Source organism: Stenotrophomonas oahuensis (genome assembly GCF_031834595.1).
GTDB classification, from domain to species: Bacteria; Pseudomonadota; Gammaproteobacteria; order Xanthomonadales; family Xanthomonadaceae; genus Stenotrophomonas; species Stenotrophomonas oahuensis.
This window is the reverse complement of record NZ_CP115541.1, coordinates 430,083-448,005: the sequence shown is the minus strand read 5'-3', so window position 1 is coordinate 448,005 and position 17,923 is coordinate 430,083. Positions and strand designations below refer to the sequence as shown.

Genomic DNA, 17,923 nt, shown 5'->3' with positions numbered 1-17,923 from the left:
ACTACCGTTTTCTGGAGGGATCATGAGCGAAGCAACCACCGCCCCCGGCTTCAAGCCGAAGAAGTCCGTCGCCCTGTCCGGCACCGCTGCCGGCAACACCGCGCTGTGCACCGTCGGCCGCAGCGGCAACGACCTGCATTACCGCGGCTATGACATCCTGGACCTGGCCAACACCAGTGAGTTCGAGGAAATCGCCCACCTGCTGGTGCACGGCAAGCTGCCCACCCGCGCCGAGCTGACCGCCTACAAGGCCAAGCTGAAGTCGCTGCGCGGCATTCCGGCAGCGGTCAAGGCGGCACTGGAAGAGCTGCCGCCGTCGGCCCACCCGATGGATGTCATGCGCACGGGCGTGTCCGTGCTGGGCTGCGTGTCGCCGGAGAAGGACGACCACAATCACCCGGGCGCGCGAGACATCGCCGACAAACTGATGGCCTGCCTGGGCTCGATGCTGCTGTACTGGTACCACTGGAGTCACAACGGCCGCGCCATTGACGTGGAAACCGACGATGACTCCATCGGCGGTCACTTCCTGCACCTGCTCCACGGCGAAAAGCCGCAGGACTCGTGGGTGCGCGCCATGCACACCTCGCTGATCCTGTACGCCGAGCACGAGTTCAATGCCTCCACCTTCACCTGTCGCGTCATTGCCGGTACCGGCAGCGACATGTACAGCTGCATTGCCGGGGGTATTGGCGCGCTGCGCGGTCCCAAGCACGGCGGTGCCAACGAAGTGGCCTTTGAGGTGCAGAAGCGCTACGACAGCCCGGACGATGCCGAGGCTGACATCAAGGCCCGCGTGGAACGCAAGGAAGTGGTGATCGGTTTCGGTCACCCGGTGTACACGGTCAGCGACCCGCGCAACAAGGTGATCAAGGACGTCGCCCGTGAACTCTCGGCGGAGCAGGGCAACCTGAAGATGTACGACATCGCCGAGCGCCTGGAGTCGGTGATGTGGGACATCAAGAAGATGTTCCCGAACCTGGACTGGTTCAGCGCGGTCAGCTACCACATGATGGGCGTTCCCACCGCGATGTTCACCCCGCTGTTCGTCATCGCCCGCACCTCCGGCTGGAGCGCGCACGTCATCGAGCAGCGCATCGACGGCAAGATCATCCGCCCCAGCGCCAACTACACCGGCCCGGAAGACCAGGTCTTCGTGCCGCTGTCCGAGCGCGCATGATGCCGCCGCCGGCCCTTCGGGGCCGGCACACGTATCCTCTTTCGGCCCGCCAATCTGCGTTACACGCCAGCCATGACCGCAATGAACACGCAATACCGCAAAACCCTTTCCGGCACCTCGCTGGACTATTTCGACGCCCGTGCCGCCGTCGACGCGATCGCGCCGGGAGCCTATGCCACGCTGCCGTATGTCTCGCGCGTGCTGGCCGAAAACCTGGTGCGCCGCTGCGACCCGGCCAGCCTCACGGCTTCGCTGACCCAGCTGATCGAGCGCCGCCAGGACCTGGATTTCCCCTGGTTCCCGGCGCGCGTGGTCTGCCACGACATCCTGGGCCAGACCGCGCTGGTCGATCTCGCCGGCCTGCGTGACGCAATCGCGGATGGCGGTGGCGACCCGGCCAAGGTCAATCCGGTCGTTCCGGTGCAGCTGATCGTTGACCATTCGCTGGCGGTGGAATGTGGTGGCTACGATCCGCAGGCATTTGAGAAGAACCGCGCCATCGAAGATCGGCGCAACGAAGACCGCTTCCACTTCATCGACTGGACCAAGTTGGCCTTCCAGAACGTGGACGTGATTCCGCCGGGCAACGGCATCATGCACCAGATCAATCTGGAGAAAATGTCGCCGGTGATCTACGTGCAGGACGGCGTCGCCTTCCCCGATACCTGCGTCGGCACCGACAGCCATACCCCGCACGTGGATGCATTGGGCGTGATCGCCATCGGCGTCGGCGGGCTGGAGGCAGAGAACGTCATGCTGGGCCGCGCCTCGTGGATGCGCCTGCCCGATATCGTCGGCGTGGAGCTCAGCGGCAGGCCGCAGCCGGGCATCACCGCCACCGACGTGGTGCTGGCGCTGACCGAATTCCTGCGCGCCGAGCGCGTGGTCGGTGCGTGGCTGGAGTTCTTCGGCGAAGGTGCCGCCGCGCTGACCATCGGCGACCGCGCCACCATTTCCAATATGTGCCCGGAATACGGTGCGACCGCGGCGATGTTCTATATCGACAGCCAGACCACCGACTACCTGCGCCTGACCGGGCGCGAGGAAGCCCAGGTCGCGCTGGTCGAAACCTACGCCCGCACCACCGGGCTGTGGGCCGATGACCTGGTGACCGCGCAGTATCCGCGCGTGCTGCGCTTTGACCTGTCCAGCGTGGTCCGAAACATGGCTGGCCCGAGCAATCCGCACCGTCGCCTGCCGGTGTCGGCGCTGGTTGAGCGCGGCATCGCCGATGCCGCCAAGCTCGAAGCCGGCAAGGCCGAACAGGCGCAGGGCCTGATGCCTGATGGTGCGGTGATCATCGCCGCCATCACCAGCTGCACCAATACCTCTAATCCGCGCAACGTGATCGCGGCCGGTCTGCTGGCGCGCAAGGCCAACGAGCGCGGCCTGCTACGCAAGCCGTGGGTGAAATCCTCGCTGGCCCCGGGCTCCAAGGCCGTGCAGCTGTACCTAGAGGAGGCCGGTCTGCTGCCGGACCTTGAAAAGCTGGGCTTTGGCATCGTCGCGTTCGCCTGCACCACCTGCAACGGCATGAGTGGCGCGCTGGATCCGGTCATCCAGCAGGAGATCATCGACCGTGACCTGTATGCCACCGCGGTGCTGTCGGGTAACCGCAATTTCGACGGCCGTATCCATCCCTATGCCAAGCAGGCGTTCCTGGCCTCGCCGCCCCTGGTGATCGCCTACGCCATCGCCGGCACCGTTCGCTTTGACATTGAAAAGGATGTGCTGGGCGTCGATGCGCAGGGCAACGAAGTGCGCCTGAAGGACATCTGGCCGAGCGACGCCGAGATCGACGCCGTCGTGAAGGCTGCGGTGAAGCCGGAACAGTTCCGCAGCGTCTACAACCCGATGTTCAATATCCGTGTGGAACACGCCGGGCCCACGGTCAGCCCGTTGTACGACTGGCGTCCGCAGAGCACCTACATCCGCCGTCCGCCGTATTGGGAAGGCGCGCTGGCCGGTGAGCGCACGCTGGCCGGCATGCGTGCGCTGGCGGTGCTGCCCGACAACATCACCACCGACCACCTGTCGCCCTCCAATGCGATCCTGGCCTCCAGCGCCGCCGGCGAATACCTGGCGAAGATGGGCTTGCCTGAAGAGGACTTCAATTCCTACGCCACCCACCGTGGCGACCACCTCACCGCGCAGCGTGCCACCTTCGCCAACCCCAAGCTGTTCAACGAGATGGTCCGCAACGAGGATGGCAGCGTGAAGCAGGGCTCGCTGGCCCGGGTCGAGCCGGAGGGCAAGGTCATGCGCATGTGGGAGGCGATTGAAACCTACATGGAGCGCAAGCAGCCGCTGATCATCATTGCCGGTGCGGACTACGGCCAGGGCAGTTCGCGCGACTGGGCGGCCAAGGGCGTACGCCTTGCCGGCGTGGAGGCGATCGCCGCCGAGGGCTTCGAACGCATCCACCGTACCAATCTGATCGGCATGGGCGTACTCCCGCTCGAGTTCAAGCCGGGCACCACCCGCCTGACCCTGGGCATTGACGGCACCGAGACCTTCGACGTGATTGGTGCGCGCACCCCGCGTGCCGACCTCAGCCTGGTCATTCACCGCCGTGACGGCCAGGACGTGGTCGTTCCGGTCACCTGCCGCCTGGACAGCGACGAGGAAGTGGCCATTTACGAAGCCGGCGGCGTCCTCCAGCGCTTCGCCCAGGACTTCCTCGAATCCACCCAGGCGGCCTGACCCAAACCCTGTAGAGCCACGCCCTGCGTGGCTTGCCCCCCCCCGGAATCCCAATGACCTACCCGCCCCAACTCCGCATTCCCGCCACCTACATGCGCGGTGGCACCAGCAAAGGCGTGTTCTTCCGCCTGCAGGACCTGCCCGTTGCCGCACAGGCACCGGGCCCCGCGCGTGATGCGCTGCTGATGCGCGTGATCGGCTCGCCCGATCCCTACGGCAAGCACACCGACGGCATGGGCGGGGCAACCTCCAGCACCAGCAAGTGCGTGATCATCTCGGGTGCTTCGGTGCCCGATCACGATGTGGATTATCTGTACGGCCAGGTCTCCATCGACACCGCCTTCGTCGACTGGAGCGGCAACTGCGGCAACCTCAGCACGGCGGTCGGGCCGTTTGCGATCAGCAACGGTTTCATCGACCCGGCGCGCGTTCCGCACAACGGCATCTGCACGGTGCGCATCTGGCAGGCCAATATCGGCAAGACCATCCTGGCGCATGTGCCGATCGTTGATGGTCAGGTGCAGGAAGACGGCGACTTCGAGCTGGACGGGGTGACCTTCCCGGCGGCCGAGATCGCGCTGGAGTTCATCGACCCGTCCGACGACGCCGACGGCGGGACCATGTTCCCCACCGGCAACCTGACCGACACGCTGGACGTGCCCGGCGTCGGCAGCTTCACGGTGACCATGATCACTGCCGGTATTCCCACCATCTTCCTCAACGCCGCTGACCTCGGCTACAAGGGTACCGAATTGCAGCCGGTGATCAACGAGGACAAAGCCGCGCTGGCCCGCTTCGAAGCGATCCGCGCGCACGGTGCCGTTCGGATGGGGTTGATCGAGCACATCGACCAGGCCGCCACCCGCCAGCACACACCCAAAGTCGCCTTTGTCGCGCCGGCGCAGGACTATGTGTCCTCCAGTGGCAAGCAGATCCCCGCAAAGGACATCGACCTGCACGCCCGCGCACTCTCGATGGGCAAGCTGCACCACGCGATGATGGGCACTGCCGCGGTGGCCATCGGCACTGCCGCCGCCATCCCCGGCACCCTGGTCAATCTGGCCGCCGGGGGCGGAACGCGCGATGCGGTGACCTTCGGGCATCCCTCCGGCACGCTGCGTGTTGGGGCGCAGGCGGCCCAGGCGGAGGGCGAGTGGGTGGTCACCAAGGCGCTGATGAGCCGCAGCGCCCGGGTACTGATGGAAGGCGCGGTGCGGGTGCCGGCGGGGACGCTGTAACCGTCAATTCGGAATTTCCCGACCCATCCGCGTCCCGATGCCACCGTATACTGGTGGCATCGTTCAAGGAGTGACGTCATGGCTACGCTGGGTCGGGTCGGGCAGGGCAAGTGGAAGGGAATCATCGCGCTGGCGCTCGCCGCCACGCTGGCAGTCGGCATCACCGGCTGCAAACGCAATGAAACCGGCCAGCTGCCGGAAGCCTCCGGCAAGCCCATAGCGGCCAAGGCGGAAGCGGTCACCGAGTTCACCCTGCTGCGCGCGTACCCGGATGAGAAGGGCGACGGCCTGTCGCTGGCGCTGGAGTTCTCGCGCCCGCTGGTAGGCACCCAGGACTTCGACAAACTGGTCCGCTTCGAAGAGAAGGTCGGCACCGACGACAGCAGCTGGACGCTGTCCGATGATGGCACCACGCTGCGCTACCCGTTCGTCGAAGCGGCCAAGGACTACACCCTGGTCGTCTCGGCCGACCTGCTGGCGGCCGATGGCAGCCGCATCGGCAAGGAACTGAAGCAGAAGGTATTCACCGGTGAGCTCAAGCCGGCGGCCGGGTTCGCCTCGCAGGGCAGCGTGCTGCCGGCACGTGACAGTCGCGGCCTGCCGGTGGTCTCGGTCAATGTGTCCGAAGTGGATGTGGAGTTCCTGCGCGTGCGCGAGAAGCAGCTGCCGCAGTTCTTCAGTCAGTACCAGCGCGGCGGCCGCCGTGGCAGCTGGGAACTGGACAGCGAGTATGGCGACAAGACCCCGATGTCGCAGCTGGCCGAGCCGGTCTACGTGAACCGCTTCGTGCTGGGTGGCAAGCAGAACGAACGCGTGCTCACCTACCTGCCCACCCAGGACATCAAGGAACTGCAGGAACCCGGCCTTTACTTCGCGGTGATGAAGCGCACCGGTTCGTTCGACAGCGAATTCGACACCGCCTTCTTCACCGTCAGCGACATCGGCCTGCACACCCGCGCGTACAAGGACACGCTCTTCGTCCACACCGCCTCGCTGCAGAGCGGCGGGTCACTGAAAAAGATCGACCTGCGCATTCTCGATGCCAAGGGCGAGGTGGTGCTCAAGGGCAGCACCGACGGTAACGGCAACGCGCTGCTGAAGTACACCCTGGATGCCGGCCATGTGCTGATTGCCAGCAGCGGTGCCGATACCACCTTCCTGCCGTTCAATCAGCCGGCGCTGGACCTGAGTGAGTTCGCCGTAGCCGGCCGTGACAACGCCTGGTTCGACGTGTTCGCCTGGTCAGGGCGTGACCTGTATCGCCCCGGTGAAACCGTGCGCGTGTCCGCGCTGCTGCGAGACAACGACGGCAAGCCGGTCAAGCCACAGCCGGTCTACCTGCGGCTGAAACAGCCGGACGGCAAGACCTTCCGTGAAACCCGCCTGCAGCCGGGCGAGCAGGGTTATCTGAGTTTCGAGCAGACCATTCCGGCCGACGCCCCCACCGGTCGTTGGCAGGTGGAGTTCCGCAGCATTCCGGCCAGCAAGGAAGCCATCCAGGGCATGACCCTGCGCATCGAGGAATTCCTGCCCGAGCGCATGAAGCTGGATCTGGACAGCCCGCAGAAGACCCTCAAGCCCGGCGAACCGCTCAAGCTGCAGGCTGATGCCGCCTATCTGTACGGCGCGCCGGCCGACGGCAACCGCTTCACCGCACGTCTGGCGGTGACGGCTGAGACATCGCCGGTCGAGTCGCTGCCGGGTTATTTCTTCGGTGACGTCACCATGGAGCTGCCGCGCGAAGCGCGTGATGTGATCGACACCGAGTTCTCGGCCGACGGCAAGCTGCGCCAGGACGTGGAACTGCCTGGCGAGGTCAAAGCCACTGCGCCGGTAGCGGTGGTGCTATCCGGCAGCGTGTATGAAACGGGCGGCCGCACCGTCAGCCGCACGCTGAAGCGGGTGATGTGGCCGGCCCCGGTGCTGGTCGGCGTGCGCCCCTTGTTTGATCACAATGACGGGGCCGACGCCAACAGCAACGCGCGATTTGAGGTCGTGCGCGCGGACGCCGCCGGCAAGGCGCACCCGGGCAAGGGCCTGAAGGTCACCCTGGTACGCGAACTGCGCGACTACCACTGGACCTTCAACGAGAACCGCTGGGACTACGATTTCACCCGCCGCTTTGAGAACAAGGAAACCCGCACCCTCGACGCAGGGGCGGCACCGGTTGGCATCGACTTCCCGGTGGAGTGGGGTGAGTACCGCCTGGAGGTATTCGATCCCGGCACCGGACTGACCAGCCGTTATCCGTTCCACGCCGGCTGGAGCTGGAACGACGACAATCGCGGGCTCGATGCCCGCCCTGACAAGGTCAAGCTGAGTCTGGACAAGACCGGCTACAAGACCGGCGACACCGTGCGCGTGACCGTCACCCCGCCGCATGCCGGCAAGGGCGTGATCATGGTCGAGAGCGACAAGATGCTCTACGTGAAGGAGATTGACGCCAAGCCGGGCAGCACCTTTGACCTGCCGGTCACCGCCGACTGGGAGCGCCACGACGTTTACATCACCGCGCTGGTGTTCCGCGGTGGCAGTGCGCCCAGCAAGATCACCCCGGCACGTGCCGTGGGCGTGGTGCACGTGCCGATGGACCGCAAGGCGCGCAGCGTGGCGGTGGGCCTGTCCGCACCGAAGCAGATGCGTCCCGAGCAGACCCTGCCGGTGACGGTCAGCGCACCGCAGCTGGCGGGCAAGGTCGCACATGTGACCGTGTCGGCGGTGGACGTGGGCATTCTCAACATCACCCGCTTCCCGGTACCGGATGCTGCCGCGCACTTCTTCGCCCAGCGTCGCCTGGGCGTGGACGCGTACGACATCTACAGCCGTGTCATCGAGAGCTTTGACGGCAGCAGTGGCAAGCTCAAGTTTGGTGGCGACATGGGCTTGGCCGCGTTGCCGCAGGCCAAGCGGCCCACTGCCCGCGTCCAGACTGTGGACCTGTTCGCTGGCCCGGTGAAGCTCGATGCCAAGGGCAATGCCCGGGTCAACCTGAAGGTGCCCGACTTCAACGGCACCTTGCGCATTTCCGCGGTGGTGTATTCCGACGACCAGTACGGCAAGCGCGACATGGAAACCGTGGTGCGCGCGCCGATCCTGGCCGAAGCCAGCATGCCGCGCGTGCTCGCCCCGGGCGACCGCAGCACGGTCACCTTGGACGTGCAGAACTTCACCGGCAAGCCGGGCGAGTTCAAGGTGCAGGTCGACGGCGTGGGTCCCATCACCCTGGGTGAAGGCAGCCGTACCCTGAAGTTGAACGCCGACGCCAAGCAGACCCTGAGCTTCCCGCTTGGCGCGCGCGAGGGCTACACCGTGGCCCAGGTGCGCGTGCGCGTGGACGGCAACGGTTTCAAGGTGGACCGCCGCTACGATCTGCCGGTGCGGGCGGCATGGCCGCAGGTGCTGCGCGCGCAGACCCGTACCCTGGACCCACTGGCAGCGGTCAGCATGGATGCTGCGCTGGCCGAAGGCCTGATGCAGGACTCGGTCAACGCGCGCATGCTGGTCAGCGCACTGCCGCCGATTCCGTTTGCCAGTGCGCTGGAAGGCGCGTTGCGCTATCCGTACGGCTGCGCCGAGCAGACCACCAGCAAGGGCTATGCAGCGTTGATGCTGGATGAGGCCACCGCGACGATGCTCGGTGCCGGGGGCCTGGATGCCAAGCAGCGCCGTGAACGCATGGAAGGCGCGTTCGGCCGTCTGGCCTCGATGCAGGTCGCCAACGGCAACTTCTCGATGTGGGGCGACGATGGCTACGTCAATCCGGCACTTACCCCGTACATCGCCGAGTTCCTGTTGGACGCCAAGGACGCCGGTTTCACGGTGCCCGATGCCGTGCTGCAGAAGGCCCTCAACCGCCTCAGCGAAGACCTGTTGTCCGGGGGCAACCAGTTCTATGGTGAAGACCGTCGCGAGAACCTCAAGTTCGCCAACCAGGCGTACTCGGGCTACGTGCTGGCGCGGGTCAACCGCGCTCCGCTGGGCACCCTGCGCGCGTTGTACGACAACGAACGCAGCAAGGCGCTGACCGGCCTGTCGCTGGTGCACCTGGGCATCGCGCTGTCGCTGCAGGGCGACCACAAACGCGGCGATGCGGCCATTGCCGCCGGCTTTGCCAAGCCGAGCAGCGAGCGTCCGCAGTACTTCGGCGACTATGGCAGCGCGGTGCGCGACGACGCGCTGATGATTGCGCTGCTGCACGAGCGCAAGCTGGCCAAGCCGGCCTACGACGCCCGTGCGGTCGATCTGGGCCGGGCGCTGGATGCGCGCCGCAACAACGGCTGGATGTGGCTGAGCACGCAGGAGCAGGTGGCGCTGGCGCGGTTGGGCAAAGCGTTGGCCGCCAACCAGAAGAAGCAGGTCTCGGGTGAGCTGGCCATTGGCGGCGAAGTGGAAGCGATTGCCGCGCGCCGTCTGTTCGGTCGCGGTTTCGACTACGCTGCACTGGCCAAGGGTGTGCGTTTCACGCCGCACGGCGAGCCGCCGATGTTCGCCAGCCTGGAAGTGGCGGGTATTCCGCGCACCGCGCCGGAGCCGGACAGCCGCCACCTGGGCGTGGAACGCAACTGGTACACCACCGACGGCAAGCCGTGGACCCCGCGTGCATTGAAGGAGGGTGAAACCCTGATCGTGCGGGTCAACATCACCCCCAACCTGGACATGCCCGATGCGCTGCTTACCGACCTGTTGCCGGCCGGCTTGGAGATCGAGAACCTCAACCTCGGCGATGCCAAACAGTGGGCCGACGTGGTGGTGGACGGGCTGCGCATCAACGAGCGCGGTGAAGCGGCCACGCTGCGCCACGAAGAATTCCGCGATGACCGCTACGTGGCCGCGCTGAAGCTGTCGCGCGGCAGCACGGCCAAGGTGTTCTACCTGGTGCGTGCGGTCACCCCGGGCACCTACACCGTGCCGCCGCCGCTGGTGGAGGACATGTACCGTCCCGACCTGCGCGGGGTGGGTCGCAGCAATCCGACCACCATCACCGTGGTGGAGCCCTGATTGAGCCGGAACCGCTGGCCGTGGCGGGGCCTGCGCTGGGGCACCGCCACGCTGCTGGCGGTGCTGCTGGTGCTGGACCTGGCATTCCCGCCGCCGTTGCCGAAGCAGCGCGACACCAGCACCCTGGTCGTCGCGCGTGATGGCACACCGCTGCGTGCCTTTGCCGATGCCGATGGCGTGTGGCGCTATCCCGCATCCATGGAAAGCGTTTCACCGCTGTATCTGCAGGCACTGCTGAACTACGAGGATCGCTGGTTCTGGCGGCACCCCGGGGTCAATCCGTGGGCGCTGCTGCGCGCCGGCAAACAGTGGCTGGGCAGCGGCCGCATCGTGTCCGGCGGCTCCACGCTCACCATGCAGGTCGCGCGCATTCTGGATCCGCATACGCGGACGCCGTGGGGCAAGGCCAAGCAGTTGCTGCGCGCGGTGCAGCTGGAGCTGCATCGGAGCAAGGCGCAGATTCTGGCGCTGTACCTGGAACGCGCGCCGTATGGCGGCACCATCGAGGGTGTGGAGGCCGCCAGCTGGGCTTACCTTGGCAAGCCCGCGGCACAGCTTTCGCATGCCGAGGCCGCGTTGCTGGCGGTGCTGCCGCAATCGCCCAGTCGCCTTCGGCCGGACCGTCATCCCGAGGCGGCGCAGATGGCGCGCGACAAGGTGCTTGAGCGCATGGTCGCGCTCGGCGTGTGGTCGCGCGAAGAAGTCGACGATGCGCGCATGGAAGCCGTGGTTACCCGCGCGCTGCAGCCACCGCTGCATGCCGCCTTGCTGGCCCAGCGCCTGCGCGCGGCCGAGCCGCGTGCGGCGCGCATCGAAAGCACGCTCGACATTGGCTTGCAGCGCACGCTGGAAGAACGCGTCAGTTCGTATTTCTCGCAGCTGCCCGAGCGCACCTCGGCCGCATTGCTGGTGGTCGACAACCGCACCCTGGAGGCGCGTGCCTATGTGGGTTCGGTGGCGTTCGGTGACAAGCAGCGGCTCGGCCACGTCGACATGGTGCAGGCGTGGCGCTCGCCCGGCTCCACGCTCAAGCCGTTCCTGTACGGCATGGCCCTGGACGATGGCCTGATCCATTCTGAAAGCCTGATGGTGGACGCACCGCAAAGCTTTGGCGGCTACCGTCCCGGCAACTTCGATGCCGCCTTCAACGGCCCGGTCAGTGCCGCCACCGCGCTGCGGTTGTCACTCAACGTGCCAGCGGTGGACCTGCTGGACCGGGTCGGCCCGGCGCGCTTCGCCGCGCGCCTGTCGCACGCCGGCATCAACCTGCGCTTTCCGCGTGGCAGTGCGCCCAATCTGTCGCTCATCCTGGGCGGTACCGGGGCGCGGCTGGAAGACCTGGTGGGCAGTTTCGCGGCCTTCAACCGAAACGGTATTGCCGGTCGCGTGCGTTACCGCGCCGACGATGCGGTGATCGAGCGACGGCTGATGTCGCCCGGTGCCGCCTGGATCACCCGTGAAGTGCTCGAGTCCAACCCACGTCCGGGCTACGGCAGCGGTACGTTCAATGTCACCGGCCGCCCGCGTGTAGCCTGGAAGACCGGCACCAGTTATGGCTACCGCGACGCCTGGGCGATTGGCAGTACCCGCCATTACACCGTCGGCGTGTGGGTGGGGCGGCCTGACGGCACGCCTTTGCCGGGCCAGTACGGCGCGGTGACCGCGCTGCCGTTGATGTTCGAAGTGGTGGACAGTCTGCCGCGCCAGCCTGGCGATGCCAGCGCCGCGCCCCTGCCCGGCAGTGTCAACAGTGAAACCATCTGCTGGCCGACCGGCGAGCGCGAGCAGGACGTACCGCCCGCGTTGTGCCAGCGTCGGCTGGACGCCTATGTGCTGGATGGCGCGGTGCCCCCCACCTTCGCCGAACGCGATGCCCGCTTGTGGCAGGCAGGCCGCCAGCGTTTCCAGGTGGATGCGCGCAGCGGCCTGCGCCTGTCGCCGGACTGTACGCAGTCGCATGAGGCGCAGGACCGCGAGATCGCACGCTGGCCGGCGCGGGTTTCGCCGTGGCTGCCGTTGGCACTGCGCCGTGCTTCGCAGCTGCCGGCGCTGTCGCCCGACTGTCGCGATGAAGGCATGGGAAGCGCCGGCACACTGCACATTGAAGGACTGAACGACCGCGCCACCCTGGCGCGGGCCCCAAACGCCGAGCATGGCGTGCGCCTGCAACTGCGGGCGCTGGGCACCGAACAGGGCGTGGATTGGTTGCTCGACGACCGCTGGATCGCGCGCACGGAAGGTGCGCGATTGCTGCAGCGGGATTTCGACGAGCCTGGGGAGCATACGCTTACCGCGCTGGCCACCGACGGCGCATGGACCCAGGTGCGGTTCCGGATCCTGCGTTGATTCGTGCCGACCAACGGTCGGCACCTACCGATGTCTGTCCGATGCCGGTAGGTACCGACCGTTGGTCGGTACGGACGCCATCACCGCGCGATCAACCCGGCAAATGCGCCAATACATGCTCCGCCGACGACACCTCGAACTTGCCCGGCTCCTCGATCCATGCCTCCCGCACCACGCCGTTTTCGACGTACAAGGCAAAACGCCGCGAGCGCACGCCCATGCCGGAGCTGCTGGCATCCATTTCCAGCCCCAAGGCACGGGTGAAATCGCCATTGCCGTCGGATAACAGCTGCAGCCCATCAGGTGCGTGCTGGCTTTCGCCCCAAGCCTTCATCACGAACGGGTCGTTCACCGCCATGCAGAACACATCGATGCCGCGCGAGCGGAACTGATCGAAGTGCTCGACAAAGCCGGGCAGGTGGCGGGCCGAACAGGTGGGGGTGAATGCGCCGGGTACTCCGAACAACACCGCCTTGCGCCCATCGAACAGCGCATGGGTGTCCAGGGTCTCCATGCCTTCGCGGATGCGCTTGAGGGTCACTTCGGGGATCGGGTCGCCTACGTGGATGGTCATGGGGGCTCCGGAAGCAGGGCAGGGAATACAGTCAGCCTAGCCCAAGCGTGCCAGTGCCGCATTGCGCGGGATCATGTTTCGATCACGGCAGCAGCGCCTGCAGCCGCTAGAATTGCCTGAACAGCCCCCGCCGGCGCGGGCGGCCGACCCTATTCGAGGTGTTTTTCAATGGAATTCAAGGATTACTACGCCACGCTCGGGGTGGAACCCAGCGCAGGCGATGCCGAAATCAAGACCGCCTACCGCCGGCTGGCACGCAAGTACCACCCGGATGTCAGCAAGGAAGCCGGCGCGGAAGAGAAGTTCAAAGCGGTCAACGAAGCCTATGAGGCCCTGCGCGATCCGCAGAAGCGCGCGGCCTATGACCAGCTCAAGGCGCAGGGCTACCGGCCCGGTGAGGAGTTCCACACCCCGCCCGGTTACGGCGGCGGCCAGGGCTTCGATTTCGAGGAAGTATTCGGTGGCGGTGCCGGTGGCGGCGGCTTCAGCGACTTTTTCGAAAGCCTGTTCGCGCGCCAGCGCGGCGGCGCAGGTCGCGCCAGTGGCTTTGGCGGGGCAGGTCCCGGCCCGCAGCCGACCCGCGACACCCGCGCCAAACTGTCGGTACCGCTGGAAGCGGCCTACAACGGCGACAGCCTGCGCATCACAGTCAACGGCAAACAGCTGGACGTGCGCGTGCCCAAGGGCATCCGCCCCGGTCAGGTGATCCGCTTGAGCGGGCAGGGCACCAACGGCGGCAACCTGCTGCTGGAAGTGGAGTACGCCGCGCACCCGCAGTTCGAGGTCGACGGCCGCAACATCCTGTACACCCTGGACGTCACCCCGTGGCAGGCTGCGCTGGGCACCAGCATCAGCGTGCCGACCCTGGGCGGTGCGGTGGAACTGAAGGTGCCGGCCGGCTCCGATGCCGGTCGCAAGCTGCGCCTGCGCGGACGCGGCCTGCCCGGCAATCCGGACGGTGATCAGATCGTGGAGATCGAGATCGTCGCCCCGGTGCCCACCGATGACGCGCAGAAGAAGGCGTACCGGAACCTGGCCAAGGCGTTTGGCGAAACTGTTTGACGTTTGCGTACCGAACAACGGTCGGTACCTACCGCCGTGTTGGTAACCCCGGTAGGTGCCGACCGTTGGTCGGCACACCACGGATCGCTGGCTCAACCCGCCGGCGGTTCCTTGCTGTTGAACACGCGCTCCAGCACCTCGGAAAGTTCGCTTTCCGAGAACGGCTTGGTCAGATACGCCTTCGCGCCCTGACGCATGCCCCACATGCGGTCGGTGTCCTGGTCCTTGGTGGTCACCAGAATCACCGGAATGTGCTTGGTGGTCGCTTCGCGTGCCAGCGTACGGGTGGCCTGGAACCCATTGAGGTTGGGCATCACCACGTCCATCAGCACCAGGTCGGGCAGCTCGGCCTTGGCCACTTCCACGCCCTTGGCACCGTCTTCGGCGATCAGGGTTTCGTGCCCCAGCTTCTCGACCATGCGCTGGATTCCTATCTGCTGAACCTGCGAATCGTCGACAATCAGAATGCGTGCCATGTTATTCCCCAGATAATGCCAAGCAGTGTAGGCCCGGCCTGTGTCAGCGTGAAGGAGTAGATGCGCCGTCTGTCGCCCAACTGCAACGCTCAGTCGATTCGCACCACCGTGCGGCCCAGTGAATGGCCGGCCAGCATGGTGTCGAACACCTCAGGCAGACCGTCCAGGGTGACTTCGCGGGTGCAGATCGCAGCCAGATGACGCGGCTTCCACTCATTGCCAAGACGGTGCCAGACCTGTTCGCGCAGATCGCGCGGTGCCGAAGAGGACGACACCCCCAGCAGCGACACGCCGCGGATGATGAAGGGCATCACCGTCATGTCCAGCGCCGGGCTGGCCGCCAGCCCCGCACTGACCACGCTGCCGTAAGGCACGGTCTGCGCCAGCAGGCTGGCCAGCATCGGTCCTCCGGCATTGTCCAGGCCGCCGCCGAAGCGTGCCGACTCCATCGGCCGGGTGGTGGCGAGCACCTCACGCGGCAGCACTTCGGCCGCGCCCAGGTCGCGCAGGAAGCCAGCCTGATCGGCCTTGCCACTGATCGCGTGGACCTCGAAACCCGCCTGGCTGAAGATATCCACCGCCAGCGCACCGACCCCGCCGGTTGCCCCGGTCACCGCCAGCGGGCCGTGTGCAGGGGTCTGCCGGTTGTCGCACATCCGCAGCAGGGCCAGCGCGGCGGTGAAGCCGGCGGTGCCGATGATCATCGCCTCGCGGGCGCTCAACCCGGCCGGCAGGCCGATCACCGCGCTCGATTCCAGCCGCACGTACTGGCTGTAGCCGCCGTCACGGGTTTCGCTGAGCCCGCAGCCGGTCGCCAGCACCGCGTCGCCCTCGCGCCAGGCCGGGTCGGTGGAGGCAACCACGGTGCCGGCCACATCGATCCCGCCAACCAGCGGGAAGCGGCGCAGGATGCGGCCCTTGCCCGTCCCGGCCAGGGCGTCCTTGTAGTTCACCGACGACCACTGCGCGCGGATCACCACCTCGCCCGGATTGAGCTGGTCCAGGCCGATGGCCTCGAGGCCGCTGCGGTGGCCGTTGTCGTCCTGGTGGATGCGGAAGGCGTTGAAGGTGGCTGGAAGCGTCATCAAGTGGCCAGATCGGAGGGCAGGGGACCTCACCTTACCCCGTCTGGTCCGGCCGGGGCACGACCCCGGTCCCAGTCCGACCGGCCGATGAATCGACCTTTCAGCAAGCGCCCCCCTTCCAATCCTGCCAGTTCGCCCCATCTAGTAGAATCGAGACGAAATGACCGGTTGACGGTGCGGGAGTGGCCCGCAGGCAACCTATTACTGATGGAGCGTGCATGGCCTGGAATACACCCGGCGGCAACAAGGGCGGACAAGGCCCCGACGAGAATCGACGCGGACCGTTCGGCCCGCGCGGCGGCGGTGGCGGTGGTGGCGGGTGGGGCGGTTTCCCCGGTCCGCTCAAGGACCTGTTCGATGGGGGCATCCTGCGTTGGGTGGCCGTGGCCGTGGTGCTGCTGGTGCTGTTCTCCAGCTTCCAGCTGATCGGCGAACAGCAGCGCGGCGTGGTCCTGCGTTTCGGCCAGTTCTCGCGCATCCTGCAGCCCGGCCCGAACTTCAAGCTGCCGTGGCCGATCGAATCGGTCACCAAGGTCAACGCGACCCAGATCAAGACCTTCAGCAGCGACGTGCCGGTGCTGACCCGCGATGAAAACATCGTGCGGGTCTCGCTCAACGTGCAGTACCGCGTGGACGACCCGCAGCTGTACCTGTTCGGCACCCTCGACGCCGACCAGATGCTGGAGCAGTCCGCGCAGAGCGCCGTGCGTGAACAGGTGGGCCGTGCCGACCTCAACACCGTGCTCAACAACCGCGGCCCGCTGGCCGCAGCGGCGGAAGAGCGCCTGCAGGCCTCGCTGAAGAGCTATCGCACCGGCCTGAGCGTCACCGGCCTGACCCTGCCCGACGCGCGTCCGCCGGAAGAGGTGAAGCCCGCCTTCGACGACGTCAACGCCGCCCAGCAGGTCAAGGAACGCCTGATCAACGAAGCCCAGGCCTATGCCGCCAAGATCGTGCCGGAAGCGCGCGGTCAGGCGTCGCGTGCCCGCACCACCGCCGAGGGCTACAAGCAGGCCGCCGTGGCCAAGGCCACCGGTGACGCCGAGCGCTTCAGCCAGCTGCAGGTCCAGTACAAGGACGCGCCGGAAGTCACCCGCAAGCGTCTGTGGCTGGAAACCGTGCAGCAGGTGTTGTCGGAGAACCGCAAGGTCATCGGCGGCGATGGCCGCCAGCTGATCTACGTGCCGATGCCCGACAACCGCAGCGGAGCCGCACCGGCCAGTCCTACCCTCCCGGGCATCACGTCCGAGGTGATGATGCCGTCGCTGCCGGCCAGCACGCCGGTGGACGGCGTGCGCAATGCCGAACGCCCGACCACGCGACCGGCCGGTCGTGAAGGAGCCAACCGATGAAGAGTCCCCTGTGGATTGGCCTGGCCGTGGCCGCCCTGCTGGCCCTGTTGGGGTCGGTGTACGTGGTCCGTGAGGACCAGACCGCCATGGTCCTGAACCTGGGCAAGGTGGTGCGTGCCGACGTGAAGCCGGGCCTGCATTTCAAGGTGCCGCTGTTTGAAACCGTGCGCGTGTTCGACCGCCGCTTCCAGGTGCTCGACACCGCCCCGGCGCGTTACTTCACCGCCGAGCAGAAGGACGTCAGCGTCGACTTCTTCGCCATCGGTTACATCAAGGACACCCGCGCCTACTACCGTGCCACCGGTGGCGACGCCAAGCTGGCCAACCAGCGTCTGGCTCCGATCATCACCGATTCGCTGCGCAACCAGATCAACTCGCGCACCCTGCAGCAGCTGGTGTCCGGCGACCGCAGCGAGCTGATCGCCAATCAGCTGACCGGCATCAATGAAGCGGTCAAGGGCCTGGGCATGGAAATCGTCGACCTGCGCATCAAGCAGATCGACCTGCCCACCGACAGCCAGGTGATCAGCGACGTGTACGAACGCATGCGCGCCCAGCGCAAGCAGGAAGCCGCCAAGCTGCGCGCCGAGGGCGAGGAGCAGTCGCTGACCATCCGCGCCCAGGCCGACCGCGAAGCGACCGTGATCGTGGCCGAAGCTGAACGCGATGCCCAGCAGCTGCGCGGTGCCGGCGACGCCGAAGCCGCCCGCATCTACGGCAAGGCCGGCAATGCCGACCCGTCGTTCTACGCCTTCTACCGCAGCCTGGAGGCCTACCGTGGCTCCATGACCGACGGCAACGGCGTGATCGTGCTGGACAAGAACGACCCGTTCCTGCAGTACCTCAAGAGCGACCGCTGACCGGCTGATGAAGCCGCTGCCCCCCGGGGTGGCGGTGGACCCTGGAAAC

11 protein-coding genes are annotated in these 17,923 nt (G+C 66.6%); 8 read left to right on the top strand and 3 right to left on the bottom strand.

The features are described 5' to 3' along the window. Positions 1-22 precede the first annotated feature (22 nt). The 5 genes from prpC (at position 23) to pbpC (ending at position 12,465) form a co-directional block, all read left to right on the top strand. Complete coding sequence (gene prpC / locus PDM29_RS02025; RefSeq protein WP_311192236.1) at positions 23-1,180, top strand: bifunctional 2-methylcitrate synthase/citrate synthase; 1,158 nt, start codon at positions 23-25, stop codon at positions 1,178-1,180. A gap of 81 nt (positions 1,181-1,261) precedes the next feature. Further along, on the top strand, positions 1,262-3,883 hold the full coding sequence (gene acnD / locus PDM29_RS02020) for a Fe/S-dependent 2-methylisocitrate dehydratase AcnD (RefSeq protein ID WP_311192235.1): 2,622 nt from the start codon (positions 1,262-1,264) through the stop codon (positions 3,881-3,883). Between the two features lie 53 nt (positions 3,884-3,936). Next, the gene (prpF, locus tag PDM29_RS02015; protein WP_311192234.1) at positions 3,937-5,121 is read left to right on the top strand and encodes a 2-methylaconitate cis-trans isomerase PrpF; all 1,185 of its coding nucleotides are present in this window, start codon (positions 3,937-3,939) and stop codon (positions 5,119-5,121) included. A gap of 78 nt (positions 5,122-5,199) precedes the next feature. Next, on the top strand, positions 5,200-10,119 hold the full coding sequence (locus PDM29_RS02010) for an alpha-2-macroglobulin family protein (protein ID WP_311192233.1): 4,920 nt from the start codon (positions 5,200-5,202) through the stop codon (positions 10,117-10,119). Continuing rightward, entirely contained in the window at positions 10,120-12,465 is a 2,346-nt protein-coding gene (gene pbpC, locus PDM29_RS02005) for a penicillin-binding protein 1C (RefSeq protein ID WP_311192232.1), read from the top strand. A 91-nt stretch (positions 12,466-12,556) separates the two neighbouring features. Here pbpC and PDM29_RS02000 read toward each other — a convergent pair whose 3' ends face one another. Further along, on the bottom strand, positions 12,557-13,039 hold the full coding sequence (locus PDM29_RS02000; RefSeq protein WP_311192231.1) for a peroxiredoxin: 483 nt from the start codon (positions 13,037-13,039) through the stop codon (positions 12,557-12,559). A 168-nt stretch (positions 13,040-13,207) separates the two neighbouring features. On the opposite strand from PDM29_RS02000, the gene PDM29_RS01995 reads away from it, so the two are divergent. After that, complete coding sequence (locus PDM29_RS01995; protein ID WP_311192230.1) at positions 13,208-14,101, top strand: DnaJ C-terminal domain-containing protein; 894 nt, start codon at positions 13,208-13,210, stop codon at positions 14,099-14,101. Positions 14,102-14,193: 92 nt separating this feature from the next. On the opposite strand, the gene pilH is transcribed toward PDM29_RS01995, so the two are convergent. Next, positions 14,194-14,577, bottom strand: coding sequence for a twitching motility response regulator PilH (gene pilH, locus PDM29_RS01990; RefSeq protein ID WP_311192229.1), 384 nt, complete (start codon positions 14,575-14,577; stop codon positions 14,194-14,196). Between the two features lie 89 nt (positions 14,578-14,666). Then, positions 14,667-15,662, bottom strand: a complete 996-nt coding sequence (locus PDM29_RS01985) for a YhdH/YhfP family quinone oxidoreductase (RefSeq protein WP_311192228.1) — start codon at positions 15,660-15,662, stop codon at positions 14,667-14,669. A gap of 218 nt (positions 15,663-15,880) precedes the next feature. On the opposite strand from PDM29_RS01985, the gene hflK reads away from it, so the two are divergent. Then, on the top strand, positions 15,881-17,014 hold the full coding sequence (gene hflK / locus PDM29_RS01980) for an FtsH protease activity modulator HflK (protein ID WP_311192227.1): 1,134 nt from the start codon (positions 15,881-15,883) through the stop codon (positions 17,012-17,014). Then, complete coding sequence (gene hflC / locus PDM29_RS01975) at positions 17,011-17,874, top strand: protease modulator HflC (protein ID WP_311192226.1); 864 nt, start codon at positions 17,011-17,013, stop codon at positions 17,872-17,874. The genes hflK and hflC overlap by 4 nt, the downstream gene beginning before the upstream one ends. The last annotated feature ends 49 nt before the right edge of the window (positions 17,875-17,923 follow it).

What these genes read in the sequence shown, in the direction of transcription:
- prpC (WP_311192236.1), top strand. Translation starts at nt 23, where the DNA reads ATGAGCGAAGCAACCACCGCCCCCGGCTTCAAGCCGAAGAAGTCCGTC.
- acnD (WP_311192235.1), top strand. Translation starts at nt 1,262, where the DNA reads ATGAACACGCAATACCGCAAAACCCTTTCCGGCACCTCGCTGGACTAT.
- prpF (WP_311192234.1), top strand. Translation starts at nt 3,937, where the DNA reads ATGACCTACCCGCCCCAACTCCGCATTCCCGCCACCTACATGCGCGGT.
- PDM29_RS02010 (WP_311192233.1), top strand. Translation starts at nt 5,200, where the DNA reads ATGGCTACGCTGGGTCGGGTCGGGCAGGGCAAGTGGAAGGGAATCATC.
- PDM29_RS02000 (WP_311192231.1), bottom strand. Translation starts at nt 13,039, where the DNA reads ATGACCATCCACGTAGGCGACCCGATCCCCGAAGTGACCCTCAAGCGC.
- PDM29_RS01995 (WP_311192230.1), top strand. Translation starts at nt 13,208, where the DNA reads ATGGAATTCAAGGATTACTACGCCACGCTCGGGGTGGAACCCAGCGCA.
- pilH (WP_311192229.1), bottom strand. Translation starts at nt 14,577, where the DNA reads ATGGCACGCATTCTGATTGTCGACGATTCGCAGGTTCAGCAGATAGGA.
- PDM29_RS01985 (WP_311192228.1), bottom strand. Translation starts at nt 15,662, where the DNA reads ATGACGCTTCCAGCCACCTTCAACGCCTTCCGCATCCACCAGGACGAC.
- hflK (WP_311192227.1), top strand. Translation starts at nt 15,881, where the DNA reads ATGGCCTGGAATACACCCGGCGGCAACAAGGGCGGACAAGGCCCCGAC.
- hflC (WP_311192226.1), top strand. Translation starts at nt 17,011, where the DNA reads ATGAAGAGTCCCCTGTGGATTGGCCTGGCCGTGGCCGCCCTGCTGGCC.